Genomic DNA, 18493 nt, shown 5'->3' with positions numbered 1-18493 from the left:
AATGAAGGTTTACATAGGGGAGAACGCTTACATCACGGTGCGGTCATGGGGTAACTTCGCCGGGGACCAGACCAGTTGGTTTCCTTTGAAGGGCTGCTCCACGTGAACCGCCATGACTTTCTGCGTCAATTGCACCGCGCCTACCGGCCTCGGAACTATTTGGAGATCGGGGTCAACGACGGCAGGAGCCTGGCCCTCTCGCGAGTGCCCTCCGTCGCCGTCGACCCCGCCTTCCGCGTGGTGACGGACATCAGCTGCGACGTCCACCTGGTCAAGGCGACGAGCGACGCCTTCTTCGCCCGCAAGGACCCGCTGCTGCACCTGCGCAACGGCCGCAACCCGTTCCGCGCCCTCGCCCGCCGCGATCCCCTCAATGTGCTCGGCGGGGATCCGAAGCTGGAGCTCGCTTTCATCGACGGCATGCACCTCTTCGAGTACGCCCTGCGCGACTTCATGAACGTCGAGAAGCACGCCCGCTGGTCGAGCGTGATCGTGCTGGACGACATGCTGCCGCGCGATGTCGACGAGGCGGCCCGGGACCGGCACACCAAGTTCTGGACCGGCGATGTGTACAAGGTGGTGCAGGTGCTGCGCCGCTACCGTCCGGACCTGGTGGTCGTCGAGGTGGACACGGCGCCGACGGGTGTGGTTGCCGTGTTCGGCGCCAACCCGGAGAGCGACATCCTGAAGAACGCGTACGACAAGATCATCGAGGAGTACGTCGTACCCGATCCGCAGGATGTGCCGGAGGAGGTGCTGGTGCGGAAGAACGCCGTCCAGCCCGAGGCGCTGCTCGGCGCCGACTTCTGGCCGGCCCTGGCCCGTGCCCGCAACCTGCGCCGCCCCCGCTCGGCGTTCGCACCCCTGCGGGGACGCATCGAGGCCGTGACGGGCTGACCGGACCGAGACAGTACGAAGCCCCTTGATCCGTACGGCGAATTCCAGGGGGCTTCGGCGTTCCCGCCCGGGCTCAGCCGCGGGCGCGCAGCTGCGCGTAGTACGCCTGGCACACCTCGTACGACGGCAGCAGGCCCTGTTCCTCGGCCTCGGCCAGCGAGGGGGCCGTGGCGTCCTTGTCGGACAGCAGCGGGGTGATCCCCTCCGGCCACTCGATGCCCAGCTCGGGGTCGAGCGGGTTGATGCCGTGCTCACGGCCGGGCGCGTAGCCCTCGGAGCACAGATAGACGACCGACGCATCGTTCGTCAGGGCCATGAAGGCATGGCCGAGACCCTCGGCGAGATAGACGGTGTGATGGTTCGAATCGTCGAGCCGGACGGCTTCCCACTGCTTGTACGTGGGGGAGTCGACCCGGATGTCCACGATGACGTCGAGCACCGCGCCGCGTACGCACTTGACGTACTTCGCCTGGCTCGGCGGCACGTCGGCGAAGTGGACGCCGCGCAGTGTTCCCCGGTTGGAGAGGGAGAAGTTGGCCTGCGCGAGCTGCAGGGTGTGTCCGACAGCCTCGCTGAGTTCCGACGCCTTGAACCACTCGTGGAAGCTGCCGCGGCTGTCCGGGAAGACCTTGGGTTCGTGAACCCAGGATCCTGCGATGGAGAGCTGCCGCATGCGATCACGTCCTTGTTCCGATGTGGTTGATGCTGGTGTTGGTGGGACCGTCGTCGGCAGCGGATCAGCCGGTGAGCCGGGCGGCGAGACGGCGCGCGCGCTTCCGGCCCTGCGGCGGGAGCCTGCGCACGATCGGGCCGCCGACGGTGCGCAGCGCGCGACGCAGAGTCGCCTTCCGGCGTTGCGAGGCCGCCCCGACCATGATCGTGTCCGCGGCCTGGGGCAGTTCGGGATCCAGCTGGATCCTGCCGCCCTTGTCGACGGTGACGTCGCAGAGGCCGAGTGCGGGGCCCTTCTCGCCGTCCAGCCGTACGGAGAGCTTCCAGGCGCCCGCCGCGACACCGGGGGCGCGGCCGGGCACGGTGAGGTGGGTCCTGCCCTCCGTCGGTTGCAGCACGGTACGCAGTGTGTGCACGTCCGAGCCGGTTCCGTCGGCCGGGCTCAGGACCAGCTGGGCGTCGGAGGCGACGGTCGTGGTAGCGGTGAAGAGCTCCAACCGGAGCTCGGGCCGCCGACCCGGGGTCCGCAGAACGGGACGGCCGCCCAGATAGCCGGCGAGCTTCTTGCTGCGACGGGCGACATCGAGCGTGAGGTTGCCGTGCGGGTCGGTGAAGTACGGGATGACGGCACGGGCCGGCGAGCCGAGCGAGGCGGGCAGGCAGGCGGCGTCCACCTCCGGTGCGCGGTCGGCGCCCAGCCTTGCCTTGCGGACCAGGCCCAGGCCGCGCAGCGGCACCCAGATGTCCCAGAAGCCGCGGGAGACCCGGCCGCGGCCCTTGACCGCCTCCGAAGACACATGGCCACTGCCGCTCAGGACGATCTCGCAGGCTCCGTCGCCGAGTTCAACGGTCCGAGTGGTGAACATCGCGGGGCAGGGCCACTCGACGGCCGTCTCGCGATTGCGCAGGGACAGTTCGGCGGAGAAGCCGTCGATGTCGTCGGTGACGTCGAGGAGTTCGTCCTCGGCCAGCAGCCCGCCGCCGTTGTCCGGGTGCAGGAAGTAGCGGCCGTCCCGGCGCAGCAGTTTCACGGGGGCCTCGTCGTCGCCCTGGACCAGCCGAGCGGTGACGGTGACAGCGACGCGGCCGTCCGGCTGCCAGGCGAACTCCTCCAGACGTGCCGACGCCTTGACGGACCCGGCGAACCGGGCGATCCGGAGCAGCCCCTCCCGGTCGTCCCTGCGCAGGAGTGCGGAACGGATCCGCAACAGCGGGCCGAGGCCGTCGTGCACACCGTCGCCCATGAAGTCGATGGCCAGCGGCCTGATCGCGTCGCACATCTCGCCGAAGAAATCGGACTGGTACTTGACCACCGCGGGTTCGCTGAGCCGGCTCAGCATCTCGACCCGGTAGAAGCGGCGGAGCAGCAGATCCCGGAACTTGCCCGGCTCGGTGTTGGCCACGACGACGTCCAGGACTTCGCGGAGGTTTCCGTAGTAGTGGGCCGGAACGATCCTGGTGGATCCGGCGTTCTTGCCGTCGTCGCGCCGGGAATAGAAGTAACAGGTGTAGTTGCCCAGGATGGAGACGACTTCGGCCGGGAAGTACGCCTGCATCATGTAGAGCTGGTCCTCGAGGCGGCGCTTGCCCTCGGGGTAGGCGATGCCGTTCTTGCGGAGGAACTCCGTCCGGAACATCTTGTGCGGCGTGAGGCTGTCGTACAGCGGTGCGTCTCGCAGGGTGCACTTCTCGCGGTTCTTCTTGAACACGCCGTGCGGGACACCGCGGAAGTTGCTGGCCACCTTGCCGATGACGATGTCCGAGCCATTGCGGTGCCCCATCTCGTACAGCCGGCGCAGGGCGTCGGAGGCGAGATGGTCGTCCTGGTCCACGAACTGGACGTACTCGCCCTTCGCTTCGTCCACACCGACGTTGCGGGGCTTTCCGGGCCATCCGGAGTTGGGGATGGTGATCACCCGGAAATGAGGGTGTTCCGCCGCCAGCTTTTCGAGTCGTTCAGGAGTGTCGTCCGTGGAGCCATCGTTGACAAAGAGAACTTCGAACTCCCCTGCAGGGAGGGTCTGTCGCAGAAGTGAGTCGATGCAGGGGTCGATGTACTTACCCGGGTTGTATACCGGAATAACGACACTTACTTTGACTGGCATCGCTGCTGTCCCATGTCTCGTAGAGGTCCCTGGAGATGGTGGCGGATGCGGGGCCGACACTGCACACTGCCGAAAAACGGGGGAGGGCCGCCGCCACGCACCCTATCGGTTGTTAGATGAGCGAGGCGTTCCTATGGTTGCGCCGGTTGGTGCGCTTCGATTTTCCCGCGCCCGTTCGCCCGGTGTCGGTGCCGGTGCACCACGTCGAGAAGCCGATCATTCGATGTGAGTAATGAGTTTGACTGTTGATATGACTATCGATCTCTTTGGCGACGGGGCCCGGCGCACGGGCCATGGAGCCGCTCACACGTCCACGGGCCGGAACGCGCAGGCGCCGATTCCACCGCTCGCGTAGATTGCGAGGGCTGGGCGAGGCCGAATCATTGGGGATGTACGTGTCAGGGGCAAGGCAGGGCGTCGCAGAGGCCCGCAGGATCGTGGTCAAGGTCGGTTCCTCATCCCTCACCACCGCGGCGGGCGGCCTCGACGCGGACCGCGTCGACGCGCTCGTCGACGTACTCGCCAAGGTGAGGAGCGGCGGGGAGCGCGAGATCGTGCTCGTCTCCAGCGGCGCCATCGCGGCCGGGCTCGCCCCGCTCGGGCTGCACCGCCGGCCCAAGGACCTGGCCAGACAGCAGGCCGCGGCCAGCGTCGGACAGGGACTGCTCGTCGCCCGCTACACCGCCTCCTTCGCGCGCTACGGCGTACGCGTCGGCCAGGTGCTGCTCACCAGCAACGACACCAGCCGCCGCGCCCACTACCGCAACGCCTACCGCACCCTCGACCAGCTCCTGGACATGGGCGCGCTCCCGATCGTCAACGAGAACGACACCGTCGCCACCGACGAGATCCGGTTCGGCGACAACGACCGGCTCGCCGCGCTCGTCGCCCATCTCGTCCGCGCTGATCTGCTGGTCCTCCTCTCGGACGTGGACGGCCTCTACGACGGCGACCCCAGCACCCCGGGCACCTCACGGGTCGCCGAAGTGGCCGGCCCCGAGGATCTCGCGGGTGTCACCATCGGCAGCGCGGGGAAGGCAGGCGTCGGCACCGGCGGCATGGTCACCAAGGTCGAGGCCGCCCGGATCGCCACGGCCGCCGGAGTCCCGGTCGTCCTCACCTCCGCGAGCCGGGCCGCCGACGCGCTGGCCGGACGCGACACCGGTACGTACTTCCACCGCACCGGACGCCGCTCGGCGGACCGGCTCCTCTGGCTCGCCCACGCCTCCACCCCGCAGGGCTCGCTGACCCTCGACGACGGGGCCGTACAGGCGGTCGTCGAGCGGCACAGCTCGCTGCTGCCCGCAGGAATCGCCGCGATCGAGGGCGAGTTCACCGCGGGGGACCCGGTGGAACTGCGCGACCTCGAAGGCCGTCCGGTGGCTCGCGGACTCGTCAACTTCGATGCCAAGGAGATTCCGCAGCTGCTCGGCCGATCCACCCGCGATCTGGCACGTGAACTCGGTCCGGCATATGAGCGCGAGATCGTACACAGGGACGATCTCGTCGTCCTGCACCCCTGACAGACCCCCTGAAACGGCTGAAAGTCCAGCCTCGGGGCAGGGACCTTCACGAAAAGCGCCCCATCGTCGGCCGCGGACTGGTCAACTTTGTAACGGGGACACAGCGGGGTACAGCACAGCAAACGCATTCACAGGAGGCCGCCGGTGAGACGAGCGCGCCCGGGGGCGCCGCCCCGAGGAACGGGTGGCCGGGCCCTGACCAGTGTCGGAGCAGGTGCCGGCTTCGACGAGAGCCGGTCCATGGACCGCAGGGACGACCGGACCACCGGGCCCGAGCCGACGGTGGCGAAGGAGGAGCGCACCGCGTCGAGACTCTGGCACGTCACGCTCAGCGTCTCGGGCGCCGCGATTCCGCTGAAGGAGGTCAGGCGGGGTCTCGAACAGCTCGCGCACGACCATCCCTTCCTGCTGACCAGCCGGTACGCCAACGACCACGCGGAGATCCGCTACTGGGAGGAGGCCCGTGACCTGCACGATGCGGCGGCCGTCGCGCTGCGGCTGTGGGGGGAACACCGCTCCACCGCCGGGCTTCCGCCCTGGGAGATCGTCGGCCTGGAAGTCATCGACCGGGAGACGTACCACCAGCGCGTCGCCGAGGGATACGGGCCGCCCCCGGCCGCCCCGGTCGGCGTGCACCCGTACTGAGCGCGGCGGCGGCCCCCGGGGCAGTTGTCTCGCATCACGGGATACGTGACGGATGCCCGCAGTGTGCGCACTACCCTGCGGGCATGACCACGCTCTCGCCGTACGACAACATGTCCCCGGTCGCCCAGGCCGCCTACCGGGCACGCTCCGCCGCCGCCGACATCGCGCCACTGCCGCGCGCGGCGAAGGATGACGCGCTGCTGGCGATCGCGGACGCGCTGGAAGTCCGGACGGGCGAGATCGTCGCGGCCAACGCCGAGGATGTCGCCCGCGCCCGTGAGGCCGGGACCAGCGAGTCGATCGTCGACCGGCTCACCCTCACCCCGGAACGGATCCGCGCCATCGCCGCCGATGTGCGGGACGTCGCGGCGCTGCCCGACCCGGTCGGCGAGGTCGTCCGCGGCTCGACCCTGCCCAACGGCATCGACCTGCGACAGGTCCGGGTACCGCTCGGCGTGGTCGGGATCATCTACGAGGCCCGGCCCAATGTGACGGTCGACGCCGCTGCCCTCTGCCTGAAATCGGGCAACGCCGTCCTGCTGCGCGGCTCGTCCTCCGCGTACGCCTCCAATGTCGCGCTCGTACGGGTGCTGCGCGATGCGGTCGGCGGCTCCGGCCTCCCGGCCGACGCGGTGCAGCTGGTGCCGGGCGAGAACCGCGACTCGGTACGGGAACTCATGCGGGCGCGCGGCCTCGTCGACGTCCTCATCCCGCGCGGCGGCGCCTCGCTGATCCGCACAGTGGTCGAGGAATCCACCGTCCCGGTCATCGAGACCGGCACCGGCAACTGCCATGTGTACGTGGACGCGCAGACCGACCTCGACATGGCCGTCGACATCCTGATCAACTCCAAGGCGCAGCGCCCGAGCGTCTGCAACGCCGCCGAGACGCTCCTGGTCCACAAGGACATCGCCGCGGACTTCCTGCCACGGGCACTGGACGCGCTGGCCGGCGCCGGGGTGACCGTGCACGGCGACGAGCGGGTCCTCGAATACGCCGAGGGGTCCGAGGCCACCGTGGTGGCGGCGACGCCGGAGGACTGGGAGACCGAGTACCTCTCGTACGACATCGCCGCGGCCGTCGTGGAGTCGCTGGACGCGGCCGTCGCGCACATCCGGCTCTGGTCCTCCGGTCACACCGAGGCGATCGTGACCACCTCCCAGGCCGCGGCCCGCCGCTTCACCCAGTTGGTGGACTCCACGACGGTGGCCGTGAACGCGTCGACACGCTTCACCGACGGCGGTCAGTTCGGCTTCGGCGCCGAGATCGGCATCTCCACGCAGAAGCTGCATGCCAGGGGCCCGATGGGCCTGCCGGAGCTGACCTCGACGAAGTACATCGTCACGGGCGACGGCCACGTGCGGTGACCGTCCGGGTGCGGTGAATGTTGCGGGCTCCCTGCCCAGAACGACCCGGCAGGGCTAGTCTGGAGCCGTGCCGGACGACGTGGGGGGCAGGCCGTTCCCGGACGGCTGGGAGCCCGACGACGACCGCGGGGGCGCGGACGAGGACTTCGCCTCCGTGGTGTTCGACGAGGACTTCGTACGGGCCGCCGAGATCCATGAACCCACCGCCGTGGAGCGACTGCTGGCTGCTGCGCAGGCGCGTGCCGAGGCCGAGGCGTCCAGGGCGAGGGCGGGCGGCGGTCCGCCGGATGACGAGCTCTATGACGAGGGATACGGGCCGGGCGGCGCATATGGCCGCGGGAGCGCCTGCGGCGACCCGCTGGACCCCGATGACGACGACGCGTACGGCAGCGGCCCCTACGGGCGCCACGGCGGTGTCCTGCGCCCCTACCGGGGTGCGGCGCGCTGGCACCGGCCGGTGGCCTGGCTGCTCGCCGTGCTGATGGGCATCGGAATGGTCGCGCTGGCCTTCAGCGCCGTCTACCGCAACACCTCGGGCAACCGCCAGGACCCCGCCCCGCCACCCGCCACCACCGGCGTGGACAGTGCACCCGGCCCCGTCCCCAGCGCCGTCCCGTCGGGCTCGGCCGGCTACCCCCGCCCCACGGTCTCAGCGGTCCCGCGCCCGTCCTGAGGGCGGCCGGCCGGGGCCCGGGGCAACTCTCGGGCGGTTCTCTCGCGGCTGGGCGTTTACCCCGGTCGTAATCGACCTACCCTGAAGGTGTGACCCCCCTCTCTCTCCGAGGGGGCTTCTCACTCGTCCGTACATGCGTAGTCATGCGAACTCATGACGGGCAGGCCCTGTCCGAAGCCATTCGGCCGAAGCAGAGCGAAGCGTTTCGGCCCCGGTCGGTGACGTGGAGTCGGGAGAAGTCATGGCAGACCGCGGAGAACCACCAGAAGGTCCGCCCGAGAGCGCGCCGGGCGGCGGTGAGGACGAGTACCGGTCACTCGTCTTCGACGAGTCGTTCGTGCGTGCTGCCCGGCTGAAGGAATTCTCCGCCCAGGAACGCATGGGGGACCACGCCCGTGCCGTACGCAGCCTCCCGGCCCGGGGCTTCCGCGCCGGCTCCAAGGCAGCCATCGCCCTGGTCCTCCTGATCGCCCTGGCCTTCGGAACGGCCGTGTACATGGGCTTCCGCCACCCCTACCAGGCGCCCGTAGGCAGAAGGGCCGAACCTCTGAGGTCGACCGTCGTCCCCCTGGCTCCCCAGGGTGCCGTACCCGGCGGAACCGCCGCCGGCCTCCTCGCCAAGAGCCCCGCCGCACAGTTCGAAACAGGTGCCGCAGGCATCAACCTGCCGGCGATCCGAGGGACGGACAACTTCTCGGACAGCCAGGTCGCGACGGCCCTGACCACGGTCAAGGACTACCTGGTGGCGTCCTCGCTCGACCCCGACGTCCTCACCGGTAACGCGGTGCGGCCGGTGGAACTGCTGCTCGACCCGGACCAGATGGCCCAGTTCGACCGCAGCATGAGCCGGCCGGACGACGACGGACAGCATGCCGCCACCGGCTGGCTGGTGCGCTTCGACCCGGCGAAGGTGGCACTGGCCGTTCCGGACATACGGGTCCGGGGCACCCTGAGCTACACGGAGGCGGGGTCCGACACCCTGGAGGTGGTGTCGGACCACACCTTCACATACACGCTCCGCCCGGCGGTCTCGGGGCCCCAACGGGCAGGCGGCGCCTCGCTCTTCACCGTACGGCGCGAGCTGCACTTCCGCTTCGACCGGGAAGACCTGCGGCTGCACCGGCTGGAGCTGCGCACCAGCTACGTACAGGCCGGACCGCAGGCATGCCCGGCGGACACCACCGGTGCGCTGCGGCCACTGCTCGCCGGGCAGCACGCCGTCTCCCGCGGCCCCGCGGGCACCGACCCGTACGCGACGGGCCGGCCCACTGCGGCGCTCTGCGGGACGCTGACGGTCAGCTCCCAGCAGCCCCGGGCTCATCAGGGTTCCGAGGCTCCTGGGGCCCCGCAGAGCCGTCCGTAGCACCGCCCTTGCCGGCTGCGCCCCCGCCTCCTTGACCGGTGAACTTGTCGCGGAGCTTGCCGCCCAGGTCCCCGGCGCCCCCCGCTATGTCGCCTACCAGCTTCATCAGCGGATCCTTGCTGGTGCGCACCGTGTCCGCGTAGTGCGCCGCGGACTCCCGGAAGGAGTCCGTCACCGAGGTGTCCTTGTCCTCGTCGCGCCGCGGGTAGTGGCCGTCCATGATCCGCTGGTAGTCGCGCGTCTCGGACCACTTCTTCAGCTCGGCCGCGCGCACCGTGGTGAAGGGGTGCGAGCGGGGCAGCAGATTGAGGATCTTGAGCACTGAGTCGCGCAGATCGCCGCCCTTCTCGTACTCGTCGGCCTGGGCGAGGAAGGCGTCCACATTCATCTCGTGCAGATGATTGCCGCCCGCGATCTTCATCAGGCCGCGCATCGATGCCTGCAGATCCTGTCCAACCAGCAGCCCCGCCCGGTCTGCCGACAACTCCGACTTGCGGAACCACTCGCGCAGTGCCGTCACGATCGCCATGATCGCGACATTGCCGAGCGGGATCCAGGCGACCTTCAACGCGATATTGGTGAGGAACAGCAGAATCGTGCGGTACACGGCGTGGCCGGAGAGGGCGTGTCCCACCTCGTGGCCGACGACGGCCCGCATCTCCTCCTCGTCGAGCAGCTCCACCAGCCCCGTCGTCACCACGATGATCGGCTCGTCGAGACCGATACACATGGCATTGGGCTGCGGGTCCTGGTTGACGTACATCGGCGGGACCTTTTCCAGGTCCAGGATGTAACAGGCGTCCCGCAGCATGTCGTTGAGGTGGACGAACTGCGCGTCGCTCACCCGGACGGAGTCGGAGAGGAAGAGCAGTCGCAGGCTGCGCTCGGGCAGCAGACCGCTCAGTGTCTTGAACACGGTGTCGAAACCGCTCAGCTTGCGCAGGGCCACCAGGGCCGAGCGGTCAGCCGGATGTTCATAGGCCCGGGACGAGATCCCTGCGAAACGCCTGCGCTGCCTGCTCGGCACGTTCTCGTGGCTTTCGTGGCTGCGTTCGGTCATGAATGGGCCCCCTGTTCGTACGAGACGTCGCTCGCCCCCTGACAAGTCCCAGCGTAGGCGCTGGGGCTACGGTGTGCCGGGGGCTGTGGATAACTGAGGAGACGCCCGACATGCCGCATACCGTTGCTCTGCTCGCCGCCGCATCCGAGGATCAGGGGCCCGGCAACACGCTCCGCATCGTGCTGCTCGCTTCGCTCGTCGGAGCTGTCCTGCTCGGCTGGTTCCTGCTCCGCGGATACCGCAACGACGACAACAACGACTGAGTCGGCGTGAGCGCGCCCGGGGCGCCCGCATACGATGTGCGCGACGTCTTCCTTCCGACTCCCGATCGATAGGTCCTGCCGAAGATGAGCCTCACGAGCACCGCGCACCAGCTGGTCACTCTCGCCGCCGAGGGCGGCGAGCACGGTGGCAACCACGAAAGCCTCAGCCCGTATCTCACCGGGGGCGGTGCATTCGTCGTGCTGCTGCTCCTGCTGTGGATCACCACTCGCTTCAACCGCGACCGCTGAGGCGAAGGCGTACAGCTGTGCCAGTAGGCTCTGCACGCATGGGAGAGCAGGAAGTGCCTACCGGCCGCGGAAAGCGCCGAATCGGCGTGATGGGCGGGACATTTGACCCGATTCATCATGGACACCTGGTGGCGGCCAGCGAAGTGGCCGCCCAGTTCCACCTCGACGAGGTGATCTTCGTGCCGACCGGGCAGCCGTGGCAGAAGAGCCACAAGCACGTCTCCCCGGCCGAGGACCGCTATCTGATGACGGTCATCGCGACGGCGTCCAACCCGCAGTTCTCGGTCAGCCGGAGCGACATCGACCGCAGCGGGCCGACGTACACCATCGATACGCTGCGGGACCTGCGCGCGATCCACGGCGACGCGGACCTCTTCTTCATCACCGGCGCCGACGCGCTCTCCCAGATCCTCACCTGGCGGGACGCCGACGAACTGTTCTCCCTCTCACACTTCATCGGTGTGACGCGGCCGGGGCATGTGCTCGCGGACCCCGGGCTGCCGGAGGGCGGGGTCTCCCTCGTAGAGGTGCCCGCGCTCGCGATCTCGTCCACGGACTGCCGTGAGAGGGTCGCGCAGGGGGAGCCGGTCTGGTACTTGGTGCCGGACGGTGTGGTCCGCTACATCGACAAGCGCCAGCTGTACCGCGGCGAATGAGCCACGCAGAGGGGCACCGGTGAACGACCGACAGAACCCGTACGACCCGTACTACCAGCAGCCGCAGATCATCGGCTACGACGAGTACGGGCAGCCGGTGTATCAGCAGCCAGGACAGCAGTCGTACGACCCGTATGCGCCTCAGCAGTCCCAGCAGGAGCCGCATCAGGCCGACCAGGGGTACGGATACGACCCGTACGCCCAGCCTCAGCAGCCGCAGTCCGCGCAGCCGCAGCCGCAGCCGCAGCTGTACGACCCGTACGTTGCCCCCCAGCAGCCGCAACAGCCCCAACAACAGGCATACGGCGGCTACGACGGCTATGGCTACGACACCGGCCGGCAGCCCGCCGCGGTCGACACCACTCAGCAGTGGAACATCCCGCAGCAGGCCGCCGCACAGCCGTCCCCGCCCGCACCCGCGCCGGCCCGGCAGGAACCCGAGCCCGAGCCCGACTTCGAGGCCGGCCCGGAACCGGCCGTCCCCGGGCAGCGCCGAGCCGACCGCGACTACCGCACAGAGCAGTTCTCCTTCATCGAGGAGCCCGACGAGGACTCCGAAGACGTCATCGACTGGCTGAAGTTCACCGAGAGCCGCAGCGAGCGGCGCGAAGAGGCACGGCGTCGCGGCCGCAACCGCATGGTCGCGCTGATAGTCGTGGTGGTCCTGGTGGTGGTCGGCGGTGTCGGCTACCTCTGGTCCGCCGGAAAGATCCCCGGCCTCTCCGGCTCGGAGAAGGACAACACCGCATCGACGGGCCCGCAGCAGCGGGACGTCGTCGTGGTCCATCTGCGCAACACCAAGAAGGGCGGCACCTCCACGGCGCTGCTCGTCGACAATGTGACGACCAAACAGGGGACCACGGTCCTGCTCCCCAACTCGCTCGCGGTCGCCGACGACGAGGGCGTCACGACCACCCTCGGCAAGTCCGTCGAGGACGACGGCACCACGGGCACCCGCGATTCCATCGACACACTGCTCGGCACCGAGATCAGCGGCACGTGGCGGCTCGACACCCCCTATCTGGAGACTCTCGTCGATCTGGTCGGCAGCATCGAGGTCGACACCGACACCGAGGTGCCCGACACGAAGAAGGACGCTTCCCCCCTGGTGAAGAAGGGGGAGGCGCAGACCCTGAGCGGCCAGATGGCCGTTGCATACGCCACCTACCGGGCACCCGGTGAGGCCGAGGCGAAGCAGCTCATGCGGTTCGGGGAGGTCATGCGGGGCGTTCTGCGGAAGATCTCGGACGATCCGAAGGCCGCAACGGTCACCGTGCAGACGCTGGGGCAGATCCTCGACCCGTCGCTCCCCGAGAAGGATCTCGGTGCCTCGCTGGCGAAGCTCGCCCAGCATGCCAAGGGCGGCGACTACAAGACGGCACTGCTGCCGGTGCAGGCCGACGGCACCCTCACCGACGGGGCCACCGAAAGCGTCGTCAAGGACATCCTGGGCGGCACGGTGAAGGCTCCGGACGCCGGTGCGGCGGTGCGGGTCGGGATCAAGAACGCCACCGGTGACAAGGACGGCACGGAGTCCGCCCGGATCGAGCTGGTCAACGGCGGCTATGCCTTCGTCGGCGGCGGAACAACCGAGACGGCGGCGCTGTCCGAGGTCGTCTACAAGACCGCGGCGGACAAGGACAAGGCGACGCAGGTCGCCAAGACCCTGGGCCTGCCGACGAGCGCGCTGAAGCAGGGCAAGCCCGCCGCGAACGCGGATGTGTCCGTCGTGCTCGGCCAGAACTACAAGATCAAATGACCGGGACCGCACCGCCCGGATGACGGCGATTCGATCTTCGAACGTTCGCTGCGTGGGCTGTCGGCGGTCCGTGAGACCCTAGAGGTTGATCTGACCGCCGACGAAAGCCTGCTTGTGACCGCCACGGACCGCTCCATCGAGCTCATCAACGCCGCCGCTCAGGCGGCCGCCGACCGGCTCGCGCACGACATCATCGCGTACGACGTCAGCGACGTGCTGTCGATCACAGACGCCTTCCTGCTGGCTTCGGCCCCCAACGACCGCCAGGTCAAGTCGATCGTCGACGAGATCGAGGAGCGGCTCCAGAAGGAACTCGGCGCCAAGCCGGTACGCCGTGAGGGCGACCGCGACGCGCGCTGGATCCTCCTCGACTACGTCGACATCGTCATCCATGTCCAGCACAGCGAGGAGCGGGTCTTCTACGCGCTGGAGCGCCTCTGGAAGGACTGCCCCGAGATCGCGCTCCCCGAGGACGCCGTCAAGACCCGAGGCAAGGCCGCGGAGCACGCCCAGCTCACCGGCAGCACGGAAGGTGAGCAGAGCTGAACGGCAGCGCAAGCGGCAGGGGCCGCAGGATCGTCCTCTGGCGACACGGCCAGACGGCATGGAATCTGGAGCGCCGGTTCCAGGGCTCCACGGACATCGCGCTCACCGAGGCCGGCGTCGGGCAGGCCCAGCGGGCCGCCCGGCTGCTCGCCTCGCTGAAGCCGGCTGTGATCGTCGCCTCCGATCTGCAGCGGGCGGCGGCCACGGCCGCCGAGCTCGCCGCGATCACCGGCCTCGAAGTAGCGCACGACGCGGGACTGCGCGAGACCTACGCGGGCGCCTGGCAGGGCCTCACCCACGAGGAGATCGTAGAGCTGTACGGCGAGCAGTACGCCGCATGGAAGCGCGGCGAGCCCGTGCGCCGCGGCGGCGGTGAGCTGGAGACCGAGGTCGCCGACCGGGCCGCCCCGGTCGTACTCGGACACGCCGAGAAGCTGCCCGACAGCGGCACGCTCGTCGTGGTCAGCCACGGCGGCACCATCCGCACCACCATCGGTCGGCTGCTGGGTCTGGAGGCGCACCACTGGGAAGGGCTCGGCGGGCTCTCCAACTGCTGCTGGTCCGTGCTGGGCGAGGGCGCGCGGGGCTGGCGCCTGCTGGAGCACAATGCCGGCACGCTGCCGGAGCCGGTGCTCGGCGACGACACGTAGGAGCGCCGGGGCCTTGCCTGGGAGTGCCATGGGTCTGCCTGCGGGGCGGGCCCGGACGGCGCTCGGAGGCCACCTCCGGGCGGCGTCGGCCGGATTTCACTTTCTGGCTGGTCACACGCTAAAGTTCTTCTTGTTCGCAGCGCGGAAACGCAGGGAAACACGGCGAGCAGCGGGGCTATAGCTCAGTTGGTAGAGCGCCTGCATGGCATGCAGGAGGTCAGGAGTTCAATTCTCCTTAGCTCCACAATCAAGATCCCGTCCCCGTCAGGGGGCGGGATCTTTGCGTTTCCCCCCGACTGCCCGGCCTGGGATCCCGTCCGACCGCCCTGACCGTGCGTCCGGTCACGCCTCCCGGCGCCGCAGCGCCGCCACCTGCTCGCCGCTCTCCTCGTCGGCCGGGGTGCAGGCCACGATCCGGCAGTCCGTTGACGGACAGCGACACCGAGGTCATCCGTATCTCGTCGGTCGCCGCCCAGTGCCGGAAGGCCTTCACCCGCGGTCCCGGCGGGGCGACATCCCCACTGCGCCACAGTTCGGCGAAGTACGGGCTGGCGGACGAGAGCTGTTCGACGAACGATTCGCAGGCGGGATCGCCCGTATGGCGTCCGTAGGCTCCCCGCAGCGTCGCCACCATGATCGGCGGTTCCTGGGTCCGGTGGACGACGGGACAGGCCTCCTCGGCCACCGTGAACAGCGTCCACAGCACATTGCGTATGCCCGTTCCCGCTATTTCGGGGACGCCGAACAGGTTGCGGTAGGCGGGATTGGTGGCCAGGACGTCGTACCGAGTGTTGTAGACCACGGCGGGGTGCGGATCGAGCGCGTCGATGATGCCCTGGATCTCGGGCCCCACCTCTATCGCGTCGGTCTGTCTGCCCGGGGCGCAGGCCACCTCCGCCAGGCGGTAGAGGTGTTCGCGCTCCGGCGCGTCCAGTCGCAGGGTGCGCGCCACGGCGTCCAGGACCTGTGGTGAGGCGTTGATCGGACGGCCCTGTTCCAGCCAGGTGTACCAGGTGACACCGACGCCGGAGAGCTGTGCGACCTCCTCGCGGCGCAGGCCCGGGGTGCGGCGGCGCAGCCCGGGCGCCATGCCCACATCGGCGGGTGTCACCCGCGCCCGGCGGTTGCGCAGAAAGGCCGCGAGCTCCGGACGCCGCCGGTGTTGCTCCTGCTGATGTGCCGTCACCATTGTCACGCCCCCATCGTCGGTGCCCCGCACGGGAGTTGCCAGGTGCTGTCAGTACCAGCATCGGCGGGCTCTCGTTACCCGTATTCGACCGGGGTCAGGCTCTTTGCCATGACGACGACCTCAGAGGCAACTCCACGTTCCGTAACCAGTAAAGACGCCACCACTGTCGAACGCCCCGGCAGAGTGCTTGCCCTGGTGCTCGCGGCTCACTTCATGGCGCTGCTCGACATCTTCATCGTCAACGTCGCCGCCCCGACGATCCGGAGTGAACTCGGCGCCTCCGGAGCCGGGTTGCAGCTCATCGTGGCCGGCTGCACCATCACGTACGCCGTGCTGCTCATCACCGGTGCCAGGCTCGGCGGTCTGCTCGGACACGGCCGGGCTCATCTGGCCGGACTCGCCGTCTTCACGGCCGCCTCGCCGGCCTGCGGACTTGCCGCCGGAGCCGGGCAGTTGATCGCCTTCCGGCTGATCCAGGGGGCGGGTGCGGCAGTGATGATTCCGCAGGTGCCCAGCCTCATTCAGCGCCACTTCGCCGGCGAGGCGCGGATCCGTGCGCTCGGCGCCTACAGCGCGGTGCTCGCCACCGGGGCGGCCGCCGGGCAGGTGGTCGGCGGGGTGCTGGTCAGCGCCGATCTGTTCGGCGCGGGCTGGAGGCCGGTCTTCTTGGTGAATGTGCCGATCGGGCTGGTTCTGCTGGTGCTCGGCATCCGTGTGCTGCCCGGCGAACCGCGCACGGGGGACGCCAGGGCCCAGGCGCGTGCCCGCGGACTCGATCTGCCGGGGCTGGTGCTGCTCGCCGCAACCGTCACGCTGCTCACCGTCCCGCTGGTGCTCGGGCGGGAGTTGGACTGGCCGGTCTGGTCCCGGGTCTGCCTGATTGCCTCCGTGGGGTTCTTCGCCGGGTTCGTCGGTTATGAGTCACGGCTGGCCGCGCGCGGTGGTGCGCCCCTGATCGCGCCCAGGGTGCTGCGCATCCCCGGCATGGCGCGGGCGGCGCTGCGCATTCTTGTGGTGATGGCGATCAACGCGGGCTTCCTCTTTGCGATGACGCTGCACGTCCAGGGCGGTCTTGGCTACTCGGCGCTGCGCACGGGGCTGATGTTCGCACCGACCGCGCTGGTATTCGGTGCGATCGGGCTGACCTGGCGCCGGTGGCCCGCGAGGCTCCAAGGGGCCCTGGTTCCGGGTGGGTTCGCCCTGGTGGCTGTCGCCTCCGTGGCCATCGGACTGCTGATGCGGGACGGCGGCGACGGCGGGCCCTGGCTGTACGCGGCCTTTGCGATCACGGGCAGCGGTATGGCGCTGGGCTTCAGCCCCACCCTTACGGGGGCGTTGGCGAACGTACGTCCGGAGAATGCCGCTGATGCAAGTGGTGTAACTGGTGACCGTCACCCAGCTCGGCCAGCTGACCGGCGTCGCGACATTCGGCACGCTCTTCCTCAACCGCCTTGATACGTCAGGGGTGCAGGGGTCTGGACATGCCCTGTGGGAATGCGCTCTCGCACTGTCGGTGGCCGCGATCGCAGGCGCGTCGGTGGGTCTCGTGCGGCGTCGGTGACCGGCCCGATGTCCGGCGGGCTGCCCCCTTGCGGCGTCATGGCAGAATCGGACCGCCGGAGGGGGCGACGGACCGAACGGGAGGGAGCGCGCGATGCCTGCGAGCCGCGACGAGGTCCCGGACCTGCTCCTTGTTCCCGAACGCCGCGTCCGCGCCGGTTGTCCTGCTGGTGATCCGTCCCCTGTGGTCCAAGTGCGCGGCGGGAACGGCGGAGTCTCCTGCGTGTGTACCGCCCGCGGCCAAAGCCGGAGCTGACCCATGGGTGCACACAGGCGGAAGTGTGACTGGTGCGGCAGCGGTACGCCCATCGTCAGGGACATGGATCCGATCAATCCGGAGTACCAGTACTGGTGCGAGGAGTGTGCGCGGGCGCTGATCATAAAGGGCGACCCGATCGAGACCTACCGGGAGCTGGAGGGGGAGCCGATCTACGGGCGGCTGCTGGAGGAGCACTGCACGCTCAAGCGCTTCTACTCCTTCGCCACCGCGTGAACCGCCTCGCGATCACTTGACCAAGATGCCGCAATTTCGGTCAAAGCCGTGCAGGCGGGAAACGATTTGGTGGAGTGGCGGGGTCACCGGTAATGTTCTGGATGTCGCCACGGGGAACCGGGAGGCACACGGCACGGGGCTATAGCTCAGTTGGTAGAGCGCCTGCATGGCATGCAGGAGGTCAGGAGTTCAATTCTCCTTAGCTCCACAGTGAAGAAATGAGAAGCGGGTCATCCTCACAGGGTGACCCGCTTCTCGTGTACGTACGTCAATTGCGGCCGCTGCCAAGGGCCTACCAGCCGATGACCGGCGGCAGCGCCGGGCGTTCCGCCGCCTCCTGCTCGATGCGGAGCGCCAGCGCGGGACACCGGCGCACTGCGCGCTGTGCGCGCCCCCTCAGATGCATCGGAACCGCTGCGTCCGCGAGCGCCGGGTAACCGTCGGGGCCCAGCCCGATCAACTCAGGGACGATGTCCGCGCAGAGCCCGTGGCCCTGGCAGAGCGTCCAGTCCACCGCCAGCCGCCCGCCACTCGGAATGGACTCCTCCAGGCCCTGCCGGGGCTCGATGCCTGCGCGGGCGTGGAGCCGGGAGGCGGCCGGAGTGCCTGTGTCGGTGGTGCGGGGGACGGCGTGGGCCACCGGCCTGCCGATTGCTGCGGGCTCTGCCCAGGGGCCGGAACCGGGGATTCGGTGGCCGGCGAGACCGCACGGTAGGCGGTGGCGATCCCGGGGTCGGGGCCTCGGGGGGCCTGCCACGACTGTGTCCGCATCTGTTTCCGTATAGGTGGCCGGGCCCGTCGGGAGGCGGCCGGAGCTGCGTGG

General features: G+C 69.2%; 16 protein-coding genes, 2 tRNA genes and 3 pseudogenes. 16 read left to right on the top strand and 5 right to left on the bottom strand.

Features of this window, described 5'->3' with window-relative positions; all coding sequences use genetic code 11:
- The first annotated feature begins 102 nt into the window (after positions 1 to 102).
- Positions 103 to 897 carry an O-methyltransferase gene (locus ACZ7IB_RS02045; RefSeq protein ID WP_470908369.1) on the top strand — a complete coding sequence of 265 codons (795 nt, stop codon included), beginning with the start codon at positions 103 to 105 and terminating at the stop codon, positions 895 to 897.
- Positions 898 to 970: 73 nt separating this feature from the next.
- On the opposite strand, the gene rfbC is transcribed toward ACZ7IB_RS02045, so the two are convergent.
- Both rfbC and ACZ7IB_RS02035 read right to left on the bottom strand, forming a co-directional pair.
- Positions 971 to 1570, bottom strand: coding sequence for a dTDP-4-dehydrorhamnose 3,5-epimerase (gene rfbC, locus ACZ7IB_RS02040; RefSeq protein ID WP_470908368.1), 600 nt, complete (start codon positions 1568 to 1570; stop codon positions 971 to 973).
- A 64-nt stretch (positions 1571 to 1634) separates the two neighbouring features.
- Positions 1635 to 3674, bottom strand: coding sequence for a glycosyltransferase family 2 protein (locus ACZ7IB_RS02035; protein ID WP_470908366.1), 2040 nt, complete (start codon positions 3672 to 3674; stop codon positions 1635 to 1637).
- Positions 3675 to 4111: 437 nt separating this feature from the next.
- Between ACZ7IB_RS02035 and proB the strand changes: the two genes are divergently transcribed.
- The 5 genes from proB to ACZ7IB_RS02010 all read left to right on the top strand — a co-directional run bounded on the left by proB (position 4112) and on the right by ACZ7IB_RS02010 (position 9245).
- Positions 4112 to 5197 carry a glutamate 5-kinase gene (proB, locus tag ACZ7IB_RS02030; protein ID WP_470908753.1) on the top strand — a complete coding sequence of 362 codons (1086 nt, stop codon included), beginning with the start codon at positions 4112 to 4114 and terminating at the stop codon, positions 5195 to 5197.
- A 144-nt stretch (positions 5198 to 5341) separates the two neighbouring features.
- Entirely contained in the window at positions 5342 to 5842 is a 501-nt protein-coding gene (locus ACZ7IB_RS02025) for a hypothetical protein (RefSeq protein ID WP_470908365.1), read from the top strand.
- 83 nt (positions 5843 to 5925) lie between these two features.
- Positions 5926 to 7209, top strand: coding sequence for a glutamate-5-semialdehyde dehydrogenase (locus ACZ7IB_RS02020; RefSeq protein ID WP_470908363.1), 1284 nt, complete (start codon positions 5926 to 5928; stop codon positions 7207 to 7209).
- Positions 7210 to 7276: 67 nt separating this feature from the next.
- Positions 7277 to 7882: an SCO2584 family spore wall biosynthesis protein gene (locus ACZ7IB_RS02015; RefSeq protein WP_470908361.1), complete on the top strand. Its 606-nt coding sequence runs from the start codon at positions 7277 to 7279 to the stop codon at positions 7880 to 7882.
- Between the two features lie 241 nt (positions 7883 to 8123).
- Positions 8124 to 9245, top strand: a complete 1122-nt coding sequence (locus ACZ7IB_RS02010) for an SCO2583 family membrane protein (protein ID WP_470908360.1) — start codon at positions 8124 to 8126, stop codon at positions 9243 to 9245.
- On the opposite strand, the gene ACZ7IB_RS02005 is transcribed toward ACZ7IB_RS02010, so the two are convergent.
- Complete coding sequence (locus ACZ7IB_RS02005) at positions 9178 to 10305, bottom strand: M48 family metallopeptidase (RefSeq protein WP_470908358.1); 1128 nt, start codon at positions 10303 to 10305, stop codon at positions 9178 to 9180. The two genes, ACZ7IB_RS02010 and ACZ7IB_RS02005, sit on opposite strands and share 68 nt — an antisense overlap.
- 110 nt (positions 10306 to 10415) lie before the next feature.
- Between ACZ7IB_RS02005 and ACZ7IB_RS02000 the strand changes: the two genes are divergently transcribed.
- The 7 genes from ACZ7IB_RS02000 to ACZ7IB_RS01970 all read left to right on the top strand — a co-directional run bounded on the left by ACZ7IB_RS02000 (position 10416) and on the right by ACZ7IB_RS01970 (position 14672).
- On the top strand, positions 10416 to 10568 hold the full coding sequence (locus ACZ7IB_RS02000; protein WP_176740246.1) for a hypothetical protein: 153 nt from the start codon (positions 10416 to 10418) through the stop codon (positions 10566 to 10568).
- 84 nt (positions 10569 to 10652) lie between these two features.
- Entirely contained in the window at positions 10653 to 10817 is a 165-nt protein-coding gene (locus ACZ7IB_RS01995; RefSeq protein ID WP_093897070.1) for a hypothetical protein, read from the top strand.
- Positions 10818 to 10855: 38 nt separating this feature from the next.
- Complete coding sequence (gene nadD, locus ACZ7IB_RS01990; protein ID WP_093897071.1) at positions 10856 to 11473, top strand: nicotinate-nucleotide adenylyltransferase; 618 nt, start codon at positions 10856 to 10858, stop codon at positions 11471 to 11473.
- 19 nt (positions 11474 to 11492) lie between these two features.
- Positions 11493 to 13232 carry a LytR C-terminal domain-containing protein gene (locus ACZ7IB_RS01985; RefSeq protein ID WP_470908355.1) on the top strand — a complete coding sequence of 580 codons (1740 nt, stop codon included), beginning with the start codon at positions 11493 to 11495 and terminating at the stop codon, positions 13230 to 13232.
- Positions 13233 to 13346: 114 nt separating this feature from the next.
- On the top strand, positions 13347 to 13778 hold the full coding sequence (rsfS, locus tag ACZ7IB_RS01980; RefSeq protein ID WP_266361561.1) for a ribosome silencing factor: 432 nt from the start codon (positions 13347 to 13349) through the stop codon (positions 13776 to 13778).
- The gene (locus tag ACZ7IB_RS01975; protein WP_470908752.1) at positions 13775 to 14428 is read left to right on the top strand and encodes a histidine phosphatase family protein; all 654 of its coding nucleotides are present in this window, start codon (positions 13775 to 13777) and stop codon (positions 14426 to 14428) included. Before rsfS ends, ACZ7IB_RS01975 begins: the two co-directional genes overlap by 4 nt.
- 171 nt (positions 14429 to 14599) lie before the next feature.
- Positions 14600 to 14672: transfer RNA gene (locus ACZ7IB_RS01970), tRNA-Ala, on the top strand.
- A gap of 98 nt (positions 14673 to 14770) precedes the next feature.
- Here ACZ7IB_RS01970 and ACZ7IB_RS01965 read toward each other — a convergent pair.
- Positions 14771 to 15617: pseudogene (locus ACZ7IB_RS01965) on the bottom strand (helix-turn-helix transcriptional regulator).
- A 192-nt stretch (positions 15618 to 15809) separates the two neighbouring features.
- Between ACZ7IB_RS01965 and ACZ7IB_RS01960 the strand changes: the two are divergent.
- The 3 genes and pseudogenes from ACZ7IB_RS01960 to ACZ7IB_RS01950 all read left to right on the top strand — a co-directional run bounded on the left by ACZ7IB_RS01960 (position 15810) and on the right by ACZ7IB_RS01950 (position 17878).
- Positions 15810 to 17178: pseudogene (locus ACZ7IB_RS01960) on the top strand (MFS transporter).
- A 258-nt stretch (positions 17179 to 17436) separates the two neighbouring features.
- Entirely contained in the window at positions 17437 to 17670 is a 234-nt protein-coding gene (locus tag ACZ7IB_RS01955; protein WP_015608461.1) for a hypothetical protein, read from the top strand.
- A gap of 135 nt (positions 17671 to 17805) precedes the next feature.
- Positions 17806 to 17878 (top strand) — tRNA-Ala (locus ACZ7IB_RS01950).
- 84 nt (positions 17879 to 17962) lie between these two features.
- Here ACZ7IB_RS01950 and ACZ7IB_RS01945 read toward each other — a convergent pair.
- Positions 17963 to 18226: pseudogene (locus ACZ7IB_RS01945) on the bottom strand (ferredoxin); the annotation flags it as partial.
- Positions 18227 to 18493 lie beyond the last annotated feature (267 nt).

The sequence above is a fragment of the Streptomyces sp. NPDC037301 genome (assembly GCF_055602785.1).
The sequence above is the reverse complement of the archived record's forward strand: the minus strand, read 5'-3'. Positions and strand labels throughout refer to the sequence as shown.